The following is a 21,996-nucleotide window of genomic DNA, read 5'->3' as shown; positions in this document are numbered from 1 at the left end:
ACGCCGCTTATTCCTTACGAAATAAACGGCTTTTCCGGAACATTATTGACTCAATGGAGCACAGTCACCGCATCCTTAAGGCGTCCGGCGCGGTGTTTCACCATCGCAGAAATGTGGGCGCTCTCCTCGACCAGGTCGGCGTTTTTCTGCGTGATGCTGTCGAGTTCGGCTACCGCGCGGGTCAACTCTGACAGTCCGGTTGCCTGCTCGGACGTCGCGTGGCTGATCTGGGCGATAAGCTGCGTCACGTTTTTCACCTGCTCGACAATATCATCCATCGTACGGCCTGCGGCGTGTACCTGCTCAGAGCCGGACTGCACCTTGCTGGCGCTGGCATCAATCAGTTTACGAATATCATTCGCGGCGCTGGCGCTGCGGCTGGCAAGATGGCGGACTTCGCCCGCGACCACGGCAAAACCTTTGCCCTGCTCCCCTGCCCTTGCCGCTTCAACCGCCGCGTTCAGCGCCAGAATATTGGTCTGGAAAGCGATATCGTTAATCAGGGAAGTGATCGAGCCAATTCGCTGCGTGCTGTCGGCAATGTCATCCATCGTTTTGACAACGGTCTGCATCGCGTTGCCCCCTTTCGTCGCCGCGCTGCTCGCGGCCACGGAGAGTTTATCCACCTCGGCGGCGGTTTCAGAGTTACTCTGAACGGACGCGGCCATCTGGTTCATTGTCGCGACGGTCTGCTGCACGTTCGCCACGGTCTGACGCGTCCGATCGTTCAGATCTTCATTTCCCTGCGCCAGCCTGTCACTGCCGTCACGGACGCTCACCACCTGGCTCGACACGTCATTGATTAACCAGCGGCACATCAGGCCCAGCTGCCCGACCGCGCGCAGCGTCAGCCCCAGCTCGTCGCTGCGGTTCAGATGCTGCACGCTGTTGCGCTCACCGGTTGCGACCTTCAGCGCCTGTCGCGCCACATTCTCTATAGGGCGGACAATCTGCTGCTCAAACAGCAGCGTCCCCAGCAGCATCACTAGCGCGGCTGCGGCGAGCGGCATCCCCCCGGCGGAGGTCGCGACCAGCGTGGCGGCGAGAACGGCAAAAAGCGCCGTCATCACGCTGCGCACGCGCCAGCGCAGCGGCATGGCCGGCAGTTTACCCAGCCAGCCCTTTCCCACCACCAGCCCTTTATGAATACGTTTTTTACAGCGCCCATCATTCAGCGCCCGGTAGAGCGGCTCCACGGCGGCAATCTCTTCCGCTGTGGCTTTGGTGCGAATGGACATATAGCCCTTCACCTGCCCGCGGCGCACCATCGGCACCGCGTTAGCACGCACCCAGTAGTGGTCGCCGTTTTTACGCCGGTTTTTGACGATCCCGCTCCAGGGCTCGCCCTGCTGTAGCGTGTACCACATATCGGCAAATGCGGCTTTTGGCATATCGGGGTGGCGCACCATATTGTGTGGCTGGCCCGTCAGCTCATCAAGCTGGTAGCCGCTCACCTGCACAAAGGTGTCGTTGGCGTGTGTGATATAGCTGTGGACGTCTGTGGTAGACATTAGGGTGGTGTCATCGTCCAGAGGATATTCATTCTGGGTGACATAGGTTGGAGAGGACATCGTGGGCATCCCTTGCAGGTTATTTGAATGTTAATTTTGTGGGTCAATGTTTTTTCGGCGGTAAACAATTTATCTTTAGTTGTTAAACTTGATGAAGATCGCAGATTTGACTTAAACCATACTTTTTGTACGATTTTATAATCCATTGATTTCAAATACTTTCGTAAAGAAATTACCTATAAAGCATGACCAGTTAATGCCCACTTAAGTCGCAGCGAATGCACTTCTTTAGTGCAGTTGCGCTTTTCCGCCCTCATTTACCCTCTCTGTCCTGTACCGCTTAATCCCGTTTCGGTTGCTCCGGCATGATTAAATATTGTGCAACATTATTTTAACCTGGCGTTTATCCCGATTTTCGTTAAGTCATCTGAAGTGGCGTAATCCCTGCAATACTTAATCCAGTATCATGTGATACGCGATCCCCGGGAGCACATTTTGAACAGGTTACCTTCCAGCGCCTCGGCTCTTGCCTGTACCGCGCACGCACTGAATCTCATTGAGAAGCGAACGCTCGATCATGAGGAGATGAAACAACTTAACCGAGAGGTCATCGATTACTTTAAAGAGCACGTCAATCCAGGGTTCCTGGAGTATCGCAAATCTGTTACCGCCGGCGGGGATTACGGAGCCGTAGAGTGGCAAGCGGGAAGTCTGAACACGCTTGTCGACACCCAGGGACAGGAGTTTATAGATTGCCTGGGAGGTTTTGGAATTTTCAACGTGGGGCACCGTAATCCAGTTGTGGTTTCCGCCGTACAGAATCAACTTGCGAAACAACCTCTCCATAGCCAGGAACTGCTAGACCCGCTTCGCGCCATGCTTGCGAAAACGCTGGCGGCCTTAACGCCCGGCAAACTGAAGTACAGCTTCTTTAGCAACAGCGGCACGGAATCGGTCGAAGCGGCGATTAAACTCGCCAAAGCGTACCAGTCGCCGCGCGGTAAATTCACCTTTATCGCCACCAGCGGCGCGTTCCACGGGAAATCCCTGGGCGCACTGTCTGCTACCGCTAAATCCACCTTCCGCAAACCGTTTATGCCGCTGCTGCCGGGCTTCCGCCACGTGCCGTTTGGCGACATCAACGCCATGCGCACCGTGCTGAGCGAATGCCGTAAAACCGGCGATGACGTGGCGGCGGTGATCCTGGAGCCGATTCAGGGCGAAGGCGGCGTGATCCTCCCTCCGCAGGGCTATCTGCCCGCCGTGCGTCAGCTGTGCGATGAGTTTGGCGCCCTGCTGATCCTCGACGAAGTCCAGACCGGGATGGGGCGCACCGGCAAGATGTTTGCCTGCGAACACGAGAACGTTCAGCCGGACATACTGTGTCTTGCGAAGGCGCTCGGCGGCGGCGTGATGCCGATTGGCGCGACGGTGGCCACCGAAGAGGTCTTCTCGGTGCTGTTCGACAACCCGTTCCTGCATACCACCACCTTTGGCGGTAACCCGCTGGCCTGTGCGGCCGCGCTGGCGACCATCAACGTGCTGCTGGAGCAAAACCTGCCCGCGCAGGCAGAGCAGAAAGGCGACATGCTGCTGGACGGCTTCCGTCAGCTAGGCCGGGAGTATCCGGACCTGGTGCAGGACGCGCGCGGTAAAGGAATGCTGATGGCGATTGAGTTTGTCGATAACGAAACCGGCTATAGCTTCGCGAGCGAAATGTTCCGCCAGCGGGTGCTGGTGGCCGGAACGCTCAACAACTCGAAAACCATCCGCATTGAACCACCGCTGACACTGACGATTGAGCAGTGTGAGCAGGTGCTGAAAGCGGCACGTAAAGCGCTGGCAGCACTTAGAGTGAGTGTCGAAGAAATGTAATAAATCCCCCCTTCTTACCTGAAGGGGGAATTAATTCATGCTGGTGTAAATATTACAAAATGTAATTATAAAATTATATTTCAGAAATACGTTTATCGGGTTAAACATTATAAACCCTTTTCCTTTCACATAGCTTTTTTTACAACTCACCCGATATCCATACACCCCATTTATATATTAAACCCCAAAAAGGGATCCCACCGTAAAAATTTGTTTAAAAGCCCCTCTCACCCATCAATTTAAAATATTAATTAATACTAAAATCAAACCTAAAAAAATCTAACGACACATTACATCGCCATACATTGAAATAATACTTCACGACTCCTAAAATACCTTCCGCGGAACATCATGAACATGATGAAAAGAGCTGTTAAATAAGCCCATCCATTATGCGAAATGCATATTCTAAAGAGCGAAATTTGTTAATCACCATTCAAGTTCGCGCTGTGAAAGCGTTTAGCTTTTACTCAATTTCAATTTGACAGAAAGATGTTTATTTAAAAGGATTTGTATGAAAAAGCACGTTTTAGCAATGGTCATTGCAACGGCAATGGTAAGTGGCGTCGCAATGAACGCACAGGCAGACACCGTAACGGTTTCTGGCGGTACGGTCAACTTCGTTGGCCAGGTTGTTAATGCTGCATGTTCTGTCGCAGCTGACTCCGTCGATCAGACCGTAACGCTGAGCCAGGTTCGTACTGTGAAATTGACCGCAAAAGGGATGCAGGCGAACCAGAAAGAAGATTTCAAAATCGTTCTGGAAGATTGTGACACCACGGTAAGCCAGAACGCCGCTGTGATTTTCAACGGTCAGCAAGACGCTGCCCTGGCAGGTTCACTGGCTAACACCGCAGGTGCTGGCTCAGCGAGTAACGTTGCCCTGCAACTGTTTGGACCGGATGGTAACGTACTCAACCTCGGCGATACCTCCTCCACCATTAAGCTGATCAATGGCGAGAACACCATTCCGCTGAGCGTTGACTATATCGCTACCGGTGCGGCCACGCCGGGTAACGTATCCTCTACTGCAACATTCCAGATGGTTTACTCCTGATTCGTTAGCTGCAGTAACACCCTCGGAATTTGTTTCGGGGGTGTTTTGCCGATCCATCGAAACGGAGTCACTATGCGACAGGTCACCAGGCAATCAGCGCTGTTTTTCAGCGTATTGCTATCCGTTGCACTGCCTGCATCGGCAACTGACAACGGGAACGTGCATTTTCAGGGGCAAGTCGTTAACACCGGCTGTTCCGTCAGTGCAGAGAGTCAGGACCAGATTGTGCACATGGGTCAAATACGCAATAACCAATTTGCTGCAACGGGCGATTGGGCGGCACCGACAGCCTTTCAGATAACGCTGGAAGACTGCGATACCAGCGTCAGTCAACGTGCAGGCGTACTTTTCAGCGGAGAGTCCGATGCAAAAGACCCGCAGGTTTTTCGCGCAGGCTATGGCGCAGGCGCAGCACAGGGGATTGGTGTGGGAATATTTGACGCATCCGGTCATCTACTAATTCCTGATACAGCCCCCCCCTGGTACGCCCCCTTGCAGAATGGCGAAAATGTTCTGCGTTTTATGGCGAAATACCGCTCCACACAAGAATACGTTCAGGCTGGTACGGCCGACGCCCAGGTATGGTTTAACGTCGTCTATCAGTAAAACACTCAGAGGCCTGAGTGCCTTTTCATCAGAATTGAGGGAACAATGCAAATGAACAGAACACCCACGTCCTTGTCTCGCCTGATGGTGGCCGGTACGTTGCTGCTGACAATGGGTCTGGCAACGGATGCCTGTGCAGGTGGAATTGCCTTAGGGGCTACCCGCGTCATTTATCCGCAGGGGGATAAACAGGTTTCGTTACCTGTTATCAATTCGTCGGCAGAAAATACATTCTTAATACAATCATGGGTAGCAAACGTAGAGGGTATCAAGTCGCCAGACTTTATCCTTACGCCACCGTTATTTGTTATCCACCCTAAGAAAGAAAACACATTGCGTATTATGTATGTCGGCCCCGACCTTCCTGCCGATCGTGAAACCGTTTTTTATCTGAACAGCAAGGCCATTCCTTCTGTCGATAAAAATAAGCTGCAGGGTAATACGCTGCAAATTGCAACACAGAGTGTAATTAAATTATTCATTCGCCCTAAAAAGTTAACATCCCTTTCCGTGGATGCGCCTAAAACGCTGACGTGTCAGACCGAAAATGGAAAAGTCATCATAACGAACCCATCACCGTATTACGTATCGTTGGTCCAGTTTTTTGTGGGGGGAACCCGTCTTCCCAATTCAATGGTTTCGCCTAAAAACACGCTGACGATGGAAATCCCCGGCGGCGGTACAGGCAGCGTGAAATTCCAGACAGTGAATGATTTTGGCGCAAATACCCCTACGCAGATTTGTTCCCATTAACGACCTGAAACGAAATAGCAGGCCTGCATTTTGTCATCAAGGAAGGAAGTACTTCGCATTTACTGCAGGGAAGAGAGATGAAACGTAATACTTCACTGATTTTTAGCACAGTTTCTTTAACATCCCTTACGCCACTGGCGGTGGCGATAGCGGGATTGCTATCGTCAGCAGATGCAAGTGCAGAATATTTTTTCAACCCCGCATTTTTGTCGAGCGATCCCTCTGCCGTTGCCGACCTGTCGCGGTTTTCCGCCAATGGTCAGGCGCCAGGCGTTTATCGTGTCGATCTCTGGCTGAACGGGGCGTTTGTGGCGACACGCGATATCACCTTTACGGCAAGAAAAACGGCGTCCACGGCGCAACCGCAGGCGGATGATACCGGTCTGACCGCCTGTTTATCAGCAAAAGCGCTGGAAAACCTGGGCGTTAACCTTCAGGCTTTTCCTGCGCTGACGGCCGAAAAGCCTGACAGTTGTATTGATATTGCGTCAATCATCCCCGCCTCATCGACGACCTTTGACTTTGAACATCAGCGGCTGGATATCAGTATCCCGCAGGCCGCCCTGAGGAATAGCGCACGCGGATACATTCCGCCCGAACAATGGGATGAAGGCATTAATGCCCTCCTGCTGAATTATAACTTCACCGGTTCTCGTAGCCGCGATCGGGGTGATAGCCACTCAACCAGTAAAAGCTATTTTCTCGGGCTTAACAGCGGATTAAACCTTGGCCCGTGGCGGTTAAGAGATTACTCAAGCTGGAATCATCACAGCAGCGATGACTCACGCAGCGACAGCTGGCAGCACATCAGTACCTATGTTGAACGCACGGTCATTCCGCTGAAAGGAAGATTGACGCTGGGCGACAGCTATACCCCGTCAGACGTGTTTGACAGCCTCCCTTTTCGCGGTGCGCAAATCGCCTCTGATGACAATATGCTGCCCGATAGCCTGAAGGGTTTCGCGCCCACGATCCGCGGTATTGCAAAAAGCAACGCCCAGGTCACCATCAAGCAAAATGGCTACACCATTTATCAAAGCTATGTTCCACCGGGTGCATTTGCGATTAACGATCTGTTTCCAACGTCCTCAAGCGGTGACCTCAACGTTGAGGTAAAAGAATCTGACGGTAGCATCAACAGCTACTCCGTCCCTTACTCCAGCGTTCCCGTACTCCAGCGAGAAGGCCGCGTGAAGTACGCTTTAACAGCGGCAGAATACCGCAGCAGCAGCGATCAGCAGGACGAGGTTGGTTTCATTCAGGGTTCCCTAATCTGGGGTCTATCGCATGGCTTCACGCTGTATAGCGGCTCGCAGATAACCAATGATTACAATGCGATCGCATTCGGTACCGGCCTGAATATGGGTGAGCTGGGAGCTATCTCTGCGGATGTGACTCACGCGAAGAGCACGCTGGCCGATGACAGCAGCCATTCAGGGCAATCGATCCGTTTTCTGTATGCAAAATCCCTTAACGGCCTCGGCACTAACTTCCAGCTGCTGGGCTACCGCTACTCGACATCGGGATTCTATTCGCTGGATGAAACAAGCTATAAGCAGATGCGCGGCTACACAGGCGACCACAAGGATGACGATACCGAACAGCAAAATACCTGGATGGATTATTACAATCTGTACTACACCAAGCGAGGAAAGGTTCAGTTCAACATCTCTCAGCAGCTTGGAAATGCAGGTTCACTCTTTATCACGGGCAGCCAACAAACCTACTGGCATACCGATGAAAAAAATACGCTGCTCCAGGTAGGCTTCAGCGGAACCATTAAAGATGTGTCCTACAGCCTGTCCTACAACTACAACAAATCGCCGGGCATGTCGAAAAGTGACGAGATTTACGCGCTGAATTTATCACTGCCATTGAGCCTGTGGCTGCGTCCACAAAACGATGTCAGTCAGAAGCATAACTATGCGTATGCCACCTACAACATGAGCACCGACAAAAAGGGCGAAACCTCGCAAAACGCCGGGGTCAACGGCACGCTGCTTGAGGATAACAACCTGAGCTACAGCGTTCAGGAAGGGTATTCAAGCCAGGGGACAAAATCACAAGGCTCCAGCAACCTGGAATACGATAGCGCCTATGGCAATGCGAACGTCGGTTATAACTACAGTGGAAACGGCGACTACCAGCAGGTGAACTATGGCTTAAGCGGCGGCATCATCGCTCACAAAAATGGCATCACCCTTAGCCAGCCTCTGGGTGACACCAACGTGCTGATTGCCGCTCCGGGTGCGAGAGACGTCAAGGTCGAGAACGAACCGGGTATTCGTACCGACTGGCGAGGTTATGCCGTCGTTCCCTATGCATCCTCATATCACTTGAACCGCATGGCACTGGATATCAACTCACTGGCTGATGATATGGATATCGATGATGCCGTTACCAATGTGGTCCCTACCCGTGGCGCGGTTGTGCGGGCAACCTTCAAAGCCCGGCCCGGAACCCGCGCGTTAATGACCTTAACCCATCGCGACAAACCCGTACCTTTCGGCGCCATGGTGTCACGTGATGACAATGGTAGCGATACGATTGTGGGTGAAGATGGAGAGGTTTATCTCTCTGGCCTGAGCCCGGCGGGGGTGCTGAAAATTCAGTGGGGTGAAGGGTCAGACAAGCAATGCAGCGTGAAGTATCAATTACCTGAAAGTAAACAGCCGCTGCAGCGGTTGAAAATGGAGTGTATATAAGTGAAATTATGGATGATTTTATTTTATTTAGTCGGGCTGGCATTCTCACGTGAGGGAATGGCCGCTATTTGTAAAAATGCTAACGGTGGTATCTCGATTGTTAACTACGATTTGACCACCACGCTGAACACCAATCAGAACATTAAAGGTGGCACCGCAGAACTGGAAAAAAAACAGGATGTGAATATTAACGCCACCTGTCCACCGGGTAATTGGGAAAAACGCACCTATCGCTCCTATGTTAGCCCTTTTTCGGTCGTCAAAACGGATGGTAATTGGAAATATCTTCAGCTTGACCCGGATTATATTATTGGCGCCATGAAAATAAATGACGCAACCATTGGTGAGTTTTATCCACCGGTTGAGTACGTTCACATGGGCGGCCACGATGAAGTGGATACCGGGGGCGTTTTTCCTGTCAACGATAACGACCTGATCTTTAGATTACAAATTGTCAGGCCTTTTATCGGCACCGTGGTTATCCCCCCAAAATTGATGTTCAATGTGTATGTCACCACGTCGAATGACGATCGCCTGACCAATATTGTCTACCAGATTACCTACAGCGGCGTTATTACCGTGCCGCAAAACTGCGTCATTAATGCCGGGCAAACCGTAACGGTGAACCTGGGCTCTCTTTATCACGGTGATTTTACGCGCGCCGGGCAGATGCCAGACAACGCTCAGCCCAAAACGTTTAATGTGCCCATTGAATGTAATGCTGACGTGAACTCGCCGGCACAATTAACCCTGCGCGTCATGGGCACCTCGGACTCTCGCTACCCGCAAGCGCTGGCATCGGATAATCCTGATGTTGCCGTCGTTGTGACCAGTGAACAAGGCAACATACTGAAACCGAATGTCTTTTCAAGTAGCGCACCTTTCACCACAGATGACACGGGCAAGGCCAACGTGACGCTGAAAGCGTATCCCATCAGCACAACGGGCCATTCCCCAGAACTGGGCGTGTTCACCGCTCTGGCCTTGTTACGCGTTGATTTCGCATAAGGATTAGGTGATGAAAAAGCACCATTTTCTCCTGTTTCTGCTGGCAAATCTGGCGTTGTCCTTACAGACTGCCAAAGCAGATAATGACAGTTTCAATGTTCAGTTTATCGGCACCATCGTGGGTGAGTCCTGCAACGTCGACACGGGCAGCGTAGAGCAGACGGTCGATCTCGGTGACTTTACCGCGGATGATTTCCCGGCGGTTGGCACGACAACGCCGGATAAAAAGTTTGATATCACCTTGAAAAGTTGCACCCGCGCCATTACTGGCACCAAAGTCTGGTTTACCGGGAATGTGGATGCGAACGACCCGACATTACTGGCACTTTCTGATACCGGAAAGGGAACGCTTCGCATGATGGCAACGGGCCTCGGCGTTGAGCTTCTGGATACCGATCGCACCCCAATACGTATCAATAATACGGAGTCCACGCTTTATCCGCTGCTACCGGGGGATAATACGCTCACGTTTTATTTGCACTATAAATCCACGCTGCCCGTTGTGACGTCAGGAAATGCTACTGCCGTTATGTATTTTGACCTGCTTTATCAGTAAGGAATATAAATGAAATCGTTTCTCCGGCTATTTTTCCTCTGCATTATTCTGATACACCTGGGCAGCGCGAGGACAATGGCGCACGACGGGACCGTCTATATCGTGGGTACCGTCAAAAGTAAAACCTGCATCATATCGCCTGATTCGGAAAATCTTATCGTTCCAATGAGTGACGTCGCCACGCGGCAATTTACGAACCAGAAAAATGACACGCCATGGGAACATTTTGCTATCAATCTTGAAAACTGCGGCGCAGGATTGAATAACATTAGTACCCATTTTGAAGGCACGCCCAATCAGGGCAACGCAGATTTGCTTTCGCTGACAGGCGGTCCGGGTTATGCCAGCGGCGTGGCTATCGGTATTTATAATCCGGACAAAACGCTTATTCCGCTGGGCGATGAAAGCCAGCTGTTTACGCTGTCAAATAATCAGCTCACTGCCACGCTTGATTTTTATGCCCGTTATCTCGCTGACGGAGGCGCTGTATCGGCTGGAACAGCCAATGCCGCAGCAACCTTTATTTTGACTTACGCCTGATAACACCGTGATGAAACTGCGAATCCTGATCCCTGTTTTAGCAAATTTAACATTCATCTCTTTTGCACATGCAGGCGTTGTGATAGGGGGGACGCGTTTCGTCTATCCTGAAAAACAGCATTCCATTACCGTTTCAGTGCGCAATAAATCCACGTTTCCCTGGCTGGTGAGCACAAAAATTTATGCTGGCGGAAACTGGCCAGGGGCAACCTCAGCCCCGAAAACGACATCCGCGCTTGTTGCAACGCCCGCGCTTTTTGCACTTAAGGCAGGACGGGAAAATAGCATCAGGATTTTTCGTGCCGATGAAAGTTTGCCTGCCGACCGTGAAACGCTTTTCACGCTCAGCATCTCCGCTATTCCGGCCAGTAAAACGAGCAGCGATAACGTGCAAATGGCCGTACGTTCGAGCTTCAAACTGTTCTATCGCCCTGAGGGATTAGACGGCAATCCAGAAAATGCGTATCGGGAAATCCGCTGGTCATATTCGGCAAATCAGCTCGTGGTAAAGAACCCGACGCCCTATTACGTGACCCTCTTCCAGACGCATATCAACAACACATCCATTGATAACGCAGGCATCCTCGCCCCTTTCAGCCAGCGAACAATGGACGCGTGCCAGAAGACGCCTCGCTGCGAAATACGCTGGCAAACCATAAACGACTATGGTCGGGTTATGCCGCCCGTGGTTAACATCCTTAATCTGAAATGAGTACCCATCATGTTTTTCACAAAACACACCTTCGCCGTTCTGACCGTTTTCGTCACATTGACCGCGCCGGCCCTGAGCCACGCTGCCGAATTTACTGTTGAGCAGAAAACGGAAATCGGCAAAATCGCCGAGGATTACTTTACCGCCCATCCTGAAAAAATGGGTGAAGCGATATCTATCTATCTGGCTAATCACCTGGAGTTTCTGGTTGCCGCGAGCGAAAACCTACGTCAAAACCAGCAAGCAGCCGCGCAAAAAATGAAAGAGATGCAGGACGCCGCCAAAAAAGCGCAGTAGAGCAAAACCGAAAAAAGCCGGGTGGCCTACGCTCATCCGGCTTGCAAAACGACTCCCACCTCATCCCCGCTGGCCCGGTCAGCGCAGCGCCACCGGGTAGCTTTTTACCGGTGGAACTCCGCCACCGTCATGGTGAAGTGAAGCACGGAATGGCCTTCATTGGCGTAGCCATGCGCCGCTTCCGTTTTCGCCACAGCCGAAGCCCCTGCAGCAACCTGCGTCACCGTCTCATCGACCGTTAGGGTTAATACCCCCTCGCTCACGTGCAATAACTCGACCGTTCCGGCCGGGTGCCCTGGAGAGGTAAAACGCTCCCCCGGATGCATTTCCCACAGCCAGAGTTCAATCATGTCCGGGCCAGCCGTACCCGCCAGCAGCCTGGCGCGTCCGCCATGCGCGCCCTGCCACAGCACCGGAATAGCCTCTTCTTCGATAACATGCACCAGCGGCTCGCTGGAGACGTTGACGATATCCGCCACGGAGATGCCGAGCGCGGCGGCCAGCTTGCACAAAATGGCGATGCTGGGATTGGCTGCGCCCTTTTCGATCTCCACCAGCATGCCTTTGCTGACGCCGGCGCGGCGGGACAGCTCGTCCAGAGACAGTTTTTTCTCTTTCCGCCAGTTGCGGATGCGGTTCGCCACGGCCAGGCTTACCTGGGCAACATCGGCCCCCTGCGCAGTCATTATATTGACTTTTTCAGTCATTGGTCACTACCATGGTATAAAACAGTCAATAAAGGATTATTTATGTCTCTCGTTACGCCGTCAATAGATTCACGACTTGCCGGAGTTGCCCCGGGCTTTCGGGCGCTGAGCATTCTGGTTGAAGCTGCGCCGATTACCCAGCCGGAGGTTGCCCCCGCCGCGCTGGCGCAGGCTTGTCAGCAGGTGTTGAATGATGATGTACCGTGGGCTGATACACACCTTTCAGACTGGGATGAGGTGTTTAAAGCGTTCGGCGCGAAACCGAAACGCACGCCCTGTTCCGCCGCGGCCCTGCGCAAGCGGGTACTGAAAGACGGTTCGCTGCCGTCGCTGGATCCGGTGGTGGATATCTATAACGCTGTAAGCATTCGCTATGCCATTCCGGTGGGTGGGGAAAATCTCGCGGCCTATTCCGGTGCACCACGCCTGACCCTGGCCGAAGGTCATGAACCCTTCGATACTCTGAAAGAGGGCCAGCCGGTGGTGGAACATCCGGAACCGGGCGAGGTGATCTGGCGCGACGATCTCGGCGTAACCTGCCGCCGCTGGAACTGGCGCCAGGGAATACGGACTCGTCTGGACAGCCAGGCGCAATCTATGTGGTTTATTCTTGAAAGCCTGCCGTCGATGCCGCTTGCGGCACTGGAAGAGGCAGGAGAAGAGCTGATCAACAACCTGCAGCGGCTGATGCCGGGAGCCACTGCTCAGGTTCAGCTGCTGGAGCTGGCCTGAACAACGCCGGGTGGCGCTAACGCTTACCCGGCCTACCGCACTATTCCGCACCCCGTAGGCCCGGTAAGCGTTAACACCACCGGGCAAACACCGCACCATCCCGCACCACGTAGGCCCGGTAAGCGTTAGCGCCACCGGGCAAACACCGCACCATCCCGCCCCCGTAGTCCCGGTAAGCGTTAGCGCCACCGGGCAAACACCGCACCATCTCGCACCACGTAGGCCCGGTAAGCGTTAGCGCCACCGGGCAAACACCACACCATCTCGCACCACGTAGGCCCGGTAAGCGTTAGCGCCACCGGGCAAACACCGCACTATCCCGCACCCCGTAGGCCCGGTAAGCGCAGCGCCACCGGGCATTGCCGCTGCTACTCCGGCAACAGCCCCACAAAACTGCGTTTCTTACGCGGCTCTGACATCAATTCCTCAAGCTTATCCACGCACGCCAGATAGTGCGGGGTTTGCTTATGCGCCAGCACTGCCTCCTCGTCTTTATAGGCTTCGTAGATAAAGAACCGGGTTTTGACCCTCGGGTCCTGCAAAACGTCAAAGCGCAGGTTTCCCGGCTCCTTGATTGCCCCCTCGTGGTTGGCGCGAAACACCGCCAGAAACTCGTCCACCCGCTCGGGCTTGATGTTGATTTCAACCAGCGTCACGTTCATTTTGCTTCTCCCTGTTTCTCTTCCTGCCAGAACTGGAACGCATCGCGGGCGTTCCAGTTCTCGTGAACCACTTTTTTCACCGCCTTCAGCATGGCGAGCGGCGCGCTGGACTGGAAGATGTTGCGCCCCATGTCCACGCCGGACGCGCCCTGGTCAATCGCGCGCCAGCACATCTCCAGCGCCTCGTGCTCCGGCAGCTTTTTACCCCCGGCGATAACGATCGGCACAGGGCAGCTGGCGGTCACTTTTTCAAAGCCCTCGTCCACGTAGTAGGTTTTGACGAACTGTGCCCCCATTTCGGCGGCGATGCGGCTGGCGAGCGAGAAATAGCGCGCGTCGCGCGCCATCTCTTTCCCCACGCCCGTCACCGCCAGCGTCGGCATGCCGTAGCGCGCGCCCGCATCCACCAGCTTGATGATGTTGTTGATTGACTGGTGCTCAAACTCGCTGCCGATGTATACCTGTGCCGCCACGGCGCAGACGTTCAGGCGCAGCGCGTCCTCCATCGCCACCGCCACGCATTCGTTCGACAGCTCGCCCAGAATCGAGTTACCGCCCGAGGCGCGCAGCACCACCGGTTTGTTCGTCGCGGCTGGCACCTGGCTCCTGAGGATACCGCGGGTGCACATCAGCACGTCGGTTTCACCAAACAGCGGCGCGATGGAGAGGTCGATACGCTCAAGGCCGGTGGTCGGCCCCTGAAAGTAGCCGTGGTCAAAGGCCAGCATCACCGTGCGGTTGCTCTGCGGGTTGAAGATACGCGCAAGCCTGGACTGCATGCCCCAGTCCAGCGAGCCGCAGCCCTTCAGGGTGTAAGGCACATTCTGCTGCGGCGTGCCGATGCCAAAATCCTTACCGTCTTTGATGTCGTCTAAATCAGCCATTTGCTCCCCCGTCAGAAATCGTATTTGCTGATGTTCTCTTTGGTGAACACCACGCGCTCCGGCAGCAGCACGATGCCGTTGCCCTTCGCCTCATACTGGTAGCCCTGCACGCTGTTCGGCTCGACCTTCAGCGCGCCGATATTTTTTACGTCTACGCTGTCGCCCACGTTAAGATCGCCTTTTTTCAGCAGGCGATCGGCGACATTGACCGCAATTTTGCCCTGTTGTACGACATCCCACAGGCCGAAGGCTTTTACCGTGCCGCGCTCAACGTACGGACGCATCACGTTCGGCGTGCTGAACCCGACTATCGCTACCCCTTCGCGCTTCAGGTTTTCCGCCGCCTGCGCCGCCGCAGGCAGGGCGTTAGCGTCCGGGGCAACGATCGCATCCAGATCCGGATACGCTTTTAAGATCCCTTCGGCGGTTTGCAGGGATTTGGTGGCGTCGTTATAGCCAAACTGGGTGGTGACGACCTGCCACTGCGGATGATCTTTCTCGATTTTGGCCTTTGCCTCTTTCACCCACTGGTTCTGGTCGGTGACGGTGGGGCTTGAGTAGAAGAACGCCACTTTAGCGTTCGGTTTGGTGACCTGCTTGCCCGCCATCTCCACCAGCAGGCCGCCCAGCTGCTCAGGCGTCCCCTGGTTGATGTAGATGCTGCGGCACTCCGGCTTAGTGTCGGAATCCCAGGTCAGGACCTTGACGCCGCGCTGCATCGCGCGCTTGAGCGCCGGGCAGAGTCCGTCCGGCGACACGGCGGAGACGATAATGGCGTTAAAGCCCTGGTTAACGAAGTTATTGATCAGCTGCACCTGGCCGGAGACGCTCGGCTCGGTCGGGCCGTCGTAGGTCACATCCACGCCGAGGTCTTTCCCCGCCTCTTTCGCGCCGTTGCCGCCGCTGGTGAAGAACCCCACGCCCACCAGCTTCGGGATAAAGGCAATGCGGTCCGCCGCCTGCGCCGAGGCGAAGCTGAGGGCCATTGCCAGGACGAACAGTTTTGTTTTCATCTTACGCTCCGGATAGTTTTCTAAAGAGAGAACGCACCCACTCGCGGTGCAGACTCAGCGAACGTCCCATCACCACCACAACCAGCAACGCCCCTGACAGCGCGCTCGACATCTGGTTGGGGATGCCGACCATCTGTAAACCCTGCTGCAGGTAGCCCACCAGCAGCGCCGCCAGCGCCGTACCAACAACCGAACCTGACCCGCCGTAGATATTGGCCCCGCCGAGCACGGCGGCGGTGAGCGCGGGCATCAGCAAATCGCGCCCCAGATCCGAACGCGCGGAGCCGAAATAGGAGACCATCACCAGCGCGGCAACCGCCGAGGCCACGCCCACCAGCCCGTACAGCGCGTAGGGCATGCCGTTCACCGACAGCGCCGCATAGCGCGCCGCGCGAGGATTCTGCCCGATCAAAAACAGGTGACGACCAAAGCGCCCGCGGTGGGTAATCAGCCAGAAGAAAACGGTAATCACCGCGAACAGCACCAGCGGGATCGGCAGACCCAGCACCGTGAGGTTAGCGAACGCCGTGAAGCTGTCCGGGAAGCCGCCGATGCCCTCGTAGCCCGTCGCCCCCGCCATGCCGGAGAGCAGCAGCGCGCCGCCGCCGTAGAGGTAGAGCGTGCCGAGGGTGATCACCAGCGGGCTGATGCCGGTGTAGTGAATAAGCGCGGCATTAAATAATCCGCACAGCAGTCCCAGCAGCAGCGTCAAGGGAACGGCGACCGCCATCGGCCACCCCGCCTGCATCATCACCCCCAGCGCGATGGCGCACAGTCCGATGGTTGAGCCAAGGGAGATGTCGATCCCGCCGCTGATAATCACCAGCGTGAGCGGCAGCGCCACAATGCCGATGCAGATAAAATCGCTGGTGCTAAACAGCAGCATGTTGACGTCGAGCATGCGCGGGTTGATGGCGCCAAAGAGCAGGATCTCCAGCACCAGTAAAATCAGCAGCGCGCTTTCCCAGTTAAGCCTCATTTACGCCACCTCTTTTTTGCGTTTGGGAAACGGGGTGACGTGCTTTCCCCCTTTGTTACCCGGCTGGAAACGACCGTACTTCAGCGCCCGCTGATGGCGCGCCAGCGCCTGGCGCAGGCGCCCGTCGAGCACCAGCACGCCCAGCAGCACCAGCCCGGCGATAAAGTCGTTCCACCACGCCGGGAGCCTGAACAGCACCAGCACGGTGTCGATTTGGGTCAGGAAGAAGGCGCCGAGCAGCGCGCCAACCAGCGTGCCCGTGCCGCCCAACAGCGAAATACCGCCAAGCACGCAGGCGGCGATGGCCTTCATCTCCAGCCCGCTGCCGGTCTGGTTAGGTACAAAACCAATCTGCGCGGCAAAAACGATCCCGGCGCAGGCCGCCAGCATGCCGTTCAGGGTAAAGGCAATCATGCGGGTGCGGTTCACCGCCACGCCCAGCTGGCGCGCGGCGGCGAGGTTATCCCCCACCGCGTAGAAATCACGCCCGAACGCGGTGCGCGACAGCGTCCACGCGCCTGTGGCTGCGACAATCAACACCAGCATGCCGAGCGGCGAAATGCCGACGGCGGCAGGCTCAGAAAGGGATTTCAGCCCCGGCGGCAGCCCTTCAATCCATTTTCCGCCCGTCCAGAGCAGCATCGCCCCACGGTACAGCCCCAGCGTGCCGAGGGTGGCGACAATCGCCGGGATGCGCAGCCCCACCACCAGAAACCCGTTGAACGCCCCGGCCAGCGCGCCAGTCGACAGCGCGAAGAGAATGGAAACGGGCAGGCTGTAGCCGCTGTTGAGCGCCACGCCGACTGCGATGGCGGACAGCCCGACGATGGAGCCGACGGACACGTCGATATTGCGGGTCAGCATCACCAGCGCCGCGCCGATAGCCAGCAGGATCAGGATCTGCGAGCTGGCGAAGATCATCCCCAGCGTCTGTAAACTCAGGTAGGACGGGTTCAGCGCCACCAGCACGGCGAACAGCGCCAGAATGGCGAGAAACGCGCTCAGCTCGCGGTTTTTGAGTAAGGTCTTCATGATTGCCCTCCGAACGCCAGCGCCATCATCCTGTCGAGGCTGACGGCGTGGCGCGGCAGCTCGCCGCTGAGCACGCCCTGATGCATCACCAGCACGCGGTCCGCGAGGCCCGGGAACTCGTCAAGATCGCTTGAGATCATCAGCACCGCCACGTTCTGCGCCGCCACGCTTTTTAGCAGCTGGTAGATATCCGCGCGCGCCGAGACGTCCACCCCGCGCGTCGGTTCATCGACGATCAGCAGTACAGGGTTGGCCTCCAGGCAGCGCGCCAGCAGCACCTTCTGCTGGTTGCCGCCGGAGAGCGTGCGCACGGTTTGATCCGCATGGTTAAGCTTGATCCCCAGCGCCCGGTGATAGCGCTCTACCACCGCCGACTCCCGCTTGCGCTGCTGCCAAATCGACGGCTCGTTCAGCGCCACGGTGTTCCAGCGGATCGGCGCGTCGAGGAACAGGCCGGACACCTGCCTGTCTTCCGGCAGGTAGACCAGCCCTTTTTCCAGGCGTGAACTTACCGGATCGCCGGTAATCTCCTGATTCTCCAGCCAGACGCGGCCCCCGCGCACCGGCCGCAGGCCGTATAGCGTTTCCGCAAGCTCGGTGCGTCCGGATCCCACCAGACCGGCCAGGCCGACGATCTCCCCAGCGTAGATCTCAAGGCTGAGATCGATAAACCCTTCCCCGGTGAGATCGTCCACCCGCAGCACCGGGAAATCCTGCGCCTGAGTGCGGCGGTTGCCCGGCAGCGCCAGCCACAGCTTTTGCGTATCGCTGAGGGATTTCTCCCGGCTTACCGGCGTCATGGCGGCGATCAGGGCGCTGTCGTCAAACTGCGCGGTTTCACCGCTCAGCGCCACCGCGCCGTCGCGCATGACCGAGACGTGGCTCGCCAGCTGGCGGATTTCCGGCAATTTGTGCGAGATAAAGACAATCCCGACGCCGAGCGCCTGCAGGGCGCGGATCTGGCGGAACAGCCGCTCGGTTTCGCCGGGCGTGAGGGAGGCCGTAGGTTCGTCGAGGATCAGGATCCTGGCATTGCGCATCAGCCCGCGCAGGATCTCCACCATCTGCTGATCCGCCACTTCCAGGGTGCTGGCGGCGGCGTCGAGGTTAAGCTGGCACTGCAGCTGCTGGAGTTTCTCCGCCAGCCGCTTTTCCAGATCGCGTTCGCGCGGCAGGCGGAACAGGATGTTTTCCCGCACCGTCAGGTTGGGGAACAGCAGCGGCTCCTGCGGCACCAGGTAAATGCCTAACCTGTGCGCCTGCACGGGCGTGAGCCGCGCATATGACTGCCCCTCGACAGAAAGTTCACCGCTGTCCGGCGTTTCAACCCCGGCGATGATCTTCATTAGCGTCGATTTTCCCGCGCCGTTTCCGCCCATCAGCGCGTGCACCTGGCCCGCAAGCAGCGTGAAATCAATGCCTTTTAGAACCGGCACGCCTGAGAACTGCTTGCTGATATTTCGCGCGTCGAGAAGTGGTGTCATCATCGCTCCGCTATTGAACAAATGATTTTTAGATTTAATAATGTTCAAAAGCGTAGACGGTGAACTATATTTACAACCGTGCAGGGATCACAGTTTTATCGATTGAGATACAGATAAACCAGAAACGATCCAAAAGATCCGTTTTGTCGCGTGGCTCACACTTTCCCTTCGCGCCATCACGAACATATGATCTAAATTTTTATAAGAGTTCAACTATGAGCGATAAACGCACTGCGGAAGAAGGACGGTTTGCCGGGCTGGCACTGGCGGAAGAGGAACTGGTTGCGCGCGTGGCCTGGTGCTATTACCACGACGGATTAACCCAGAACGACATCGGCGAGCGGCTCGGGCTGCCGCGCTTGAAGATCTCCCGCCTGCTGGAGAAGGGCCGCCAGTCCGGGGTGATCCGCGTGCAGATTAACTCCCGCTACGAGGGCTGCCTGGCGCTGGAGACCGAGCTACAGCAGCGCTTTGGCCTGAAGCTGGTGCGCGTGATGCCCGCGTTAAATACGCCGCCGATGAACGTGCGGCTCGGCATTGGCGCGGCGCAGTCGCTGATGGGCGTACTGGAGCCCGGCCAGCTGCTGGCGGTGGGGTTTGGTGAAACCACCATGAGCAGCCTGCAGCACCTGAGCGGCTTTATCAGCTCGCAGCAGATCCGCCTGGTGACGCTCTCCGGCGGCGTCGGGCCCTATATGACCGGTATCGGCCAGCTGGACGCAGCCTGCAGCGTCAGCATGATCCCCGCCCCGCTTCGCGTGTCATCCGCCGAGGTGGCCGGGATCTTAAAACGTGAAACCAGCGTGCGGGACGTGATCCTCGCCGCCACCGCCGCCGACGTGGCGGTGGTCGGCATTGGTTCGGTGAACCAGCGCCGTGACGCCACGATACTGCGCTCCGGCTATATCAGCGAAGGTGAACAGCTGATGTACGCCCGCAAAGGCGCGGTCGGCGACATTCTCGGCTATTTCCTCAATGCCGAAGGCGAATGCGTTGAGGAGCTGGAGATCCACAAAGAACTGCTGGGCGTCACGCTCGATGAACTGGCGCAGCTGCCCACCATCGTTGGCGTGGCCGGAGGAGAAGAGAAAGCCGATGCGATTTATGCCGCACTGAAAGGTCGCCGTATCAATGGCCTGGTGACGGAGGAGACGACAGCCCGCGCGGTGCTGGCCCTGACGTAACGGGGTTGTCCTGCGCTAACAACGAGGCAAGCTCATGAGTTACCTTTTAGCGTTAGATGCAGGGACAGGCAGCGTTCGCGCCGTTATTTTCGATTTACAGGGCAACCAGATTGCCGTCGGCCAGGCCGAGTGGAAGCACCTGAGCGTGGAGAACGTGCCGGGGTCAATGGAGTTCGACCTCGAGACCAACTGGCAGCTGGCCTGCCGGTGCATTCATCAGGCGCTGGAGCGCGCGCGCCTGAGCGCGGCGGACATTCAGTCCGTCGCCTGCTGTTCCATGCGCGAAGGGATCGTGCTGTATGACCGCAACGGCGAGGCCATCTGGGCCTGCGCCAACGTCGACGCCCGCGCCAGCCGCGAGGTGGCCGAACTCAAAGAGATCCACGACGACCGTTTTGAATCCGAAGTGTATGAAGTTTCCGGCCAGACGCTGGCGCTGAGCGCCATGCCGCGCCTCCTGTGGCTGGCGCACCATCGCCCGGATATTTACCGCAAGGCCGCGACCATCACCATGATCAGCGACTGGCTGGCGGCGAAGCTCTCCGGCGAGCTGGCGGTCGACCCGTCTAACGCGGGCACCACCGGCATGCTGGATCTCTTCTCCCGCGACTGGCGTCCGGCGCTGCTCGACATGGCCGGGCTGCGTGCCGATATCCTCTCCCCGGTGAAAGAGACCGGCACCGTGCTGGGCGCTATCACCAAAGAGGCCGCACAGCAGAGCGGCCTGCGCGAAGGCACCCCGGTGGTGATGGGTGGCGGCGACGTACAGCTGGGCTGTCTGGGGCTGGGCGTGGTCCGCGCCGGACAAACGGCGGTGCTGGGCGGTACCTTCTGGCAGCAGGTGGTGAACCTGCCGCAGGTGCGCACCGACCCCGACATGAACATCCGCGTGAACCCGCACGTTATTCCCGGCATGGCGCAGGCGGAGTCGATCAGCTTCTTTACCGGGCTGACCATGCGCTGGTTCCGCGACGCCTTCTGCGCGGAGGAAAAGCTGATTGCCGAGCGGATGGGGATGGACACCTACTCCCTGCTGGAAGAGATGGCGAGCCGCGTGCCGGCAGGCTCCCACGGGGTGATGCCGATCTTCTCCGACGCGATGCATTTTAAGCAGTGGTACCACGCCGCGCCGTCGTTTATTAACCTCTCCATCGACCCGGAAAAGTGCAACAAAGCGACGCTGTTCCGCGCCCTGGAGGAGAATGCGGCGATCGTCTCGGCCTGCAACCTGGCTCAGATTTCACGCTTCTCCGGCGTGACGTTTGAGAGCCTGGTGTTTGCGGGCGGCGGGGCCAAAGGCGCCCTGTGGAGCCAGATTTTAAGCGACGTGACCGGCCTGCCGGTGCGCGTGCCGGAAGTGAAAGAGGCGACGGCGCTCGGCTGCGCCATTGCGGCAGGCGCGGGCGCGGGGCTGTTTGCGGATATGGCCTCGACGGGCGAGCGGCTGGTGAAGTGGAGCCGCGAGTTCACGCCGAACCCGCAGCACCGCGAGCTGTACGACGGCATGATGCAGAAATGGCAGGCGGTGTACGCCGACCAGCTGGGGCTGGTGGACAGCGGGCTGACGACGTCGATGTGGCAGGCACCGGGGCTGGTGCGCGCAACGGCGCCGTAAAATACGCCGGATGGCGCTGCGCTTATCCGGCCTACGGTTTTGTAGCCCCGGTAAGCGCAGCACCACCGGGGAAGTTCTTTGAGA

The 21,996-nt window shown here is 56.7% G+C and carries 21 protein-coding genes; 13 read left to right on the top strand and 8 right to left on the bottom strand.

Annotated elements, in window-relative coordinates:
- Positions 1-50: 50 nt before the first annotated feature.
- The gene (locus tag V4835_RS03505; RefSeq protein ID WP_331411193.1) at positions 51-1,571 is read right to left on the bottom strand and encodes a methyl-accepting chemotaxis protein; all 1,521 of its coding nucleotides are present in this window, start codon (positions 1,569-1,571) and stop codon (positions 51-53) included.
- 435 nt (positions 1,572-2,006) lie between these two features.
- Here V4835_RS03505 and ygjG point away from each other — a divergent pair, with 435 nt between their 5' ends.
- The 10 genes from ygjG to V4835_RS03455 all read left to right on the top strand — a co-directional run bounded on the left by ygjG (position 2,007) and on the right by V4835_RS03455 (position 11,620).
- Positions 2,007-3,386 carry a putrescine aminotransferase gene (gene ygjG, locus V4835_RS03500; RefSeq protein ID WP_063144877.1) on the top strand — a complete coding sequence of 460 codons (1,380 nt, stop codon included), beginning with the start codon at positions 2,007-2,009 and terminating at the stop codon, positions 3,384-3,386.
- A 514-nt stretch (positions 3,387-3,900) separates the two neighbouring features.
- Positions 3,901-4,443, top strand: coding sequence for a fimbrial protein BcfA (locus V4835_RS03495; RefSeq protein WP_063144878.1), 543 nt, complete (start codon positions 3,901-3,903; stop codon positions 4,441-4,443).
- Between the two features lie 72 nt (positions 4,444-4,515).
- Positions 4,516-5,049 (top strand): fimbrial protein, encoded by a 534-nt coding sequence (locus tag V4835_RS03490; protein ID WP_331411192.1) that lies wholly within the window; start codon positions 4,516-4,518, stop codon positions 5,047-5,049.
- A 45-nt stretch (positions 5,050-5,094) separates the two neighbouring features.
- Positions 5,095-5,802 (top strand): fimbria/pilus periplasmic chaperone, encoded by a 708-nt coding sequence (locus V4835_RS03485; RefSeq protein ID WP_331411191.1) that lies wholly within the window; start codon positions 5,095-5,097, stop codon positions 5,800-5,802.
- A 77-nt stretch (positions 5,803-5,879) separates the two neighbouring features.
- A complete protein-coding gene (locus V4835_RS03480; protein ID WP_331411190.1) occupies positions 5,880-8,507 on the top strand; it encodes a fimbrial biogenesis usher protein in 2,628 nt (875 codons plus the stop codon).
- Positions 8,508-9,515, top strand: coding sequence for a fimbrial protein (locus V4835_RS03475; protein WP_331411189.1), 1,008 nt, complete (start codon positions 8,508-8,510; stop codon positions 9,513-9,515).
- Positions 9,516-9,525: 10 nt separating this feature from the next.
- The gene (locus V4835_RS03470; RefSeq protein ID WP_331411188.1) at positions 9,526-10,071 is read left to right on the top strand and encodes a fimbrial protein; all 546 of its coding nucleotides are present in this window, start codon (positions 9,526-9,528) and stop codon (positions 10,069-10,071) included.
- Between the two features lie 9 nt (positions 10,072-10,080).
- The gene (locus V4835_RS03465) at positions 10,081-10,611 is read left to right on the top strand and encodes a fimbrial protein (protein WP_331411187.1); all 531 of its coding nucleotides are present in this window, start codon (positions 10,081-10,083) and stop codon (positions 10,609-10,611) included.
- Between the two features lie 10 nt (positions 10,612-10,621).
- Entirely contained in the window at positions 10,622-11,323 is a 702-nt protein-coding gene (locus tag V4835_RS03460) for a fimbria/pilus periplasmic chaperone (protein WP_063144884.1), read from the top strand.
- A 9-nt stretch (positions 11,324-11,332) separates the two neighbouring features.
- Positions 11,333-11,620, top strand: a complete 288-nt coding sequence (locus tag V4835_RS03455) for a hypothetical protein (RefSeq protein ID WP_331411186.1) — start codon at positions 11,333-11,335, stop codon at positions 11,618-11,620.
- 104 nt (positions 11,621-11,724) lie between these two features.
- Here V4835_RS03455 and V4835_RS03450 read toward each other — a convergent pair whose 3' ends face one another.
- Positions 11,725-12,327: a helix-turn-helix domain-containing protein gene (locus V4835_RS03450; protein ID WP_063144886.1), complete on the bottom strand. Its 603-nt coding sequence runs from the start codon at positions 12,325-12,327 to the stop codon at positions 11,725-11,727.
- Positions 12,328-12,369: 42 nt separating this feature from the next.
- Here V4835_RS03450 and V4835_RS03445 point away from each other — a divergent pair, with 42 nt between their 5' ends.
- The gene (locus V4835_RS03445) at positions 12,370-13,059 is read left to right on the top strand and encodes a B3/B4 domain-containing protein (protein ID WP_331411185.1); all 690 of its coding nucleotides are present in this window, start codon (positions 12,370-12,372) and stop codon (positions 13,057-13,059) included.
- A gap of 368 nt (positions 13,060-13,427) precedes the next feature.
- Here the strand turns inward: V4835_RS03445 and lsrG are convergent, their stop codons facing one another.
- The 6 genes from lsrG to lsrA are packed head-to-tail and all read right to left on the bottom strand — an operon-like array spanning position 13,428 to position 19,113.
- Positions 13,428-13,721, bottom strand: coding sequence for a (4S)-4-hydroxy-5-phosphonooxypentane-2,3-dione isomerase (gene lsrG / locus V4835_RS03440; RefSeq protein WP_063144890.1), 294 nt, complete (start codon positions 13,719-13,721; stop codon positions 13,428-13,430).
- Positions 13,718-14,605, bottom strand: coding sequence for a 3-hydroxy-5-phosphonooxypentane-2,4-dione thiolase (gene lsrF / locus V4835_RS03435; protein WP_029741387.1), 888 nt, complete (start codon positions 14,603-14,605; stop codon positions 13,718-13,720). Before lsrF ends, lsrG begins: the two co-directional genes overlap by 4 nt.
- 11 nt (positions 14,606-14,616) lie before the next feature.
- Positions 14,617-15,618 (bottom strand): autoinducer 2 ABC transporter substrate-binding protein LsrB, encoded by a 1,002-nt coding sequence (gene lsrB / locus V4835_RS03430; RefSeq protein ID WP_331411184.1) that lies wholly within the window; start codon positions 15,616-15,618, stop codon positions 14,617-14,619.
- Between the two features lies 1 nt (position 15,619).
- Positions 15,620-16,597 (bottom strand): autoinducer 2 ABC transporter permease LsrD, encoded by a 978-nt coding sequence (gene lsrD / locus V4835_RS03425; RefSeq protein WP_331411183.1) that lies wholly within the window; start codon positions 16,595-16,597, stop codon positions 15,620-15,622.
- The gene (gene lsrC, locus V4835_RS03420) at positions 16,598-17,629 is read right to left on the bottom strand and encodes an autoinducer 2 ABC transporter permease LsrC (RefSeq protein ID WP_233002750.1); all 1,032 of its coding nucleotides are present in this window, start codon (positions 17,627-17,629) and stop codon (positions 16,598-16,600) included. It abuts the gene before it with no gap.
- Complete coding sequence (gene lsrA, locus V4835_RS03415; protein ID WP_331411182.1) at positions 17,626-19,113, bottom strand: autoinducer 2 ABC transporter ATP-binding protein LsrA; 1,488 nt, start codon at positions 19,111-19,113, stop codon at positions 17,626-17,628. The genes lsrC and lsrA overlap by 4 nt, the downstream gene beginning before the upstream one ends.
- 215 nt (positions 19,114-19,328) lie before the next feature.
- On the opposite strand from lsrA, the gene lsrR reads away from it, so the two are divergent.
- Together lsrR and lsrK are read left to right on the top strand one after the other, a co-directional pair.
- Positions 19,329-20,297, top strand: a complete 969-nt coding sequence (lsrR, locus tag V4835_RS03410; protein ID WP_010435856.1) for a transcriptional regulator LsrR — start codon at positions 19,329-19,331, stop codon at positions 20,295-20,297.
- 34 nt (positions 20,298-20,331) lie between these two features.
- Positions 20,332-21,912, top strand: a complete 1,581-nt coding sequence (gene lsrK, locus V4835_RS03405) for an autoinducer-2 kinase (RefSeq protein ID WP_063144895.1) — start codon at positions 20,332-20,334, stop codon at positions 21,910-21,912.
- The last annotated feature ends 84 nt before the right edge of the window (positions 21,913-21,996 follow it).

The sequence above is a fragment of the Enterobacter cloacae complex sp. CARB60 genome, assembly GCF_036487345.1.
In the GTDB taxonomy this organism is placed as follows: Bacteria; Pseudomonadota; Gammaproteobacteria; order Enterobacterales; family Enterobacteriaceae; genus Enterobacter; species Enterobacter asburiae_D.
This window is presented reverse-complemented; position numbering and strand designations above follow the sequence as displayed.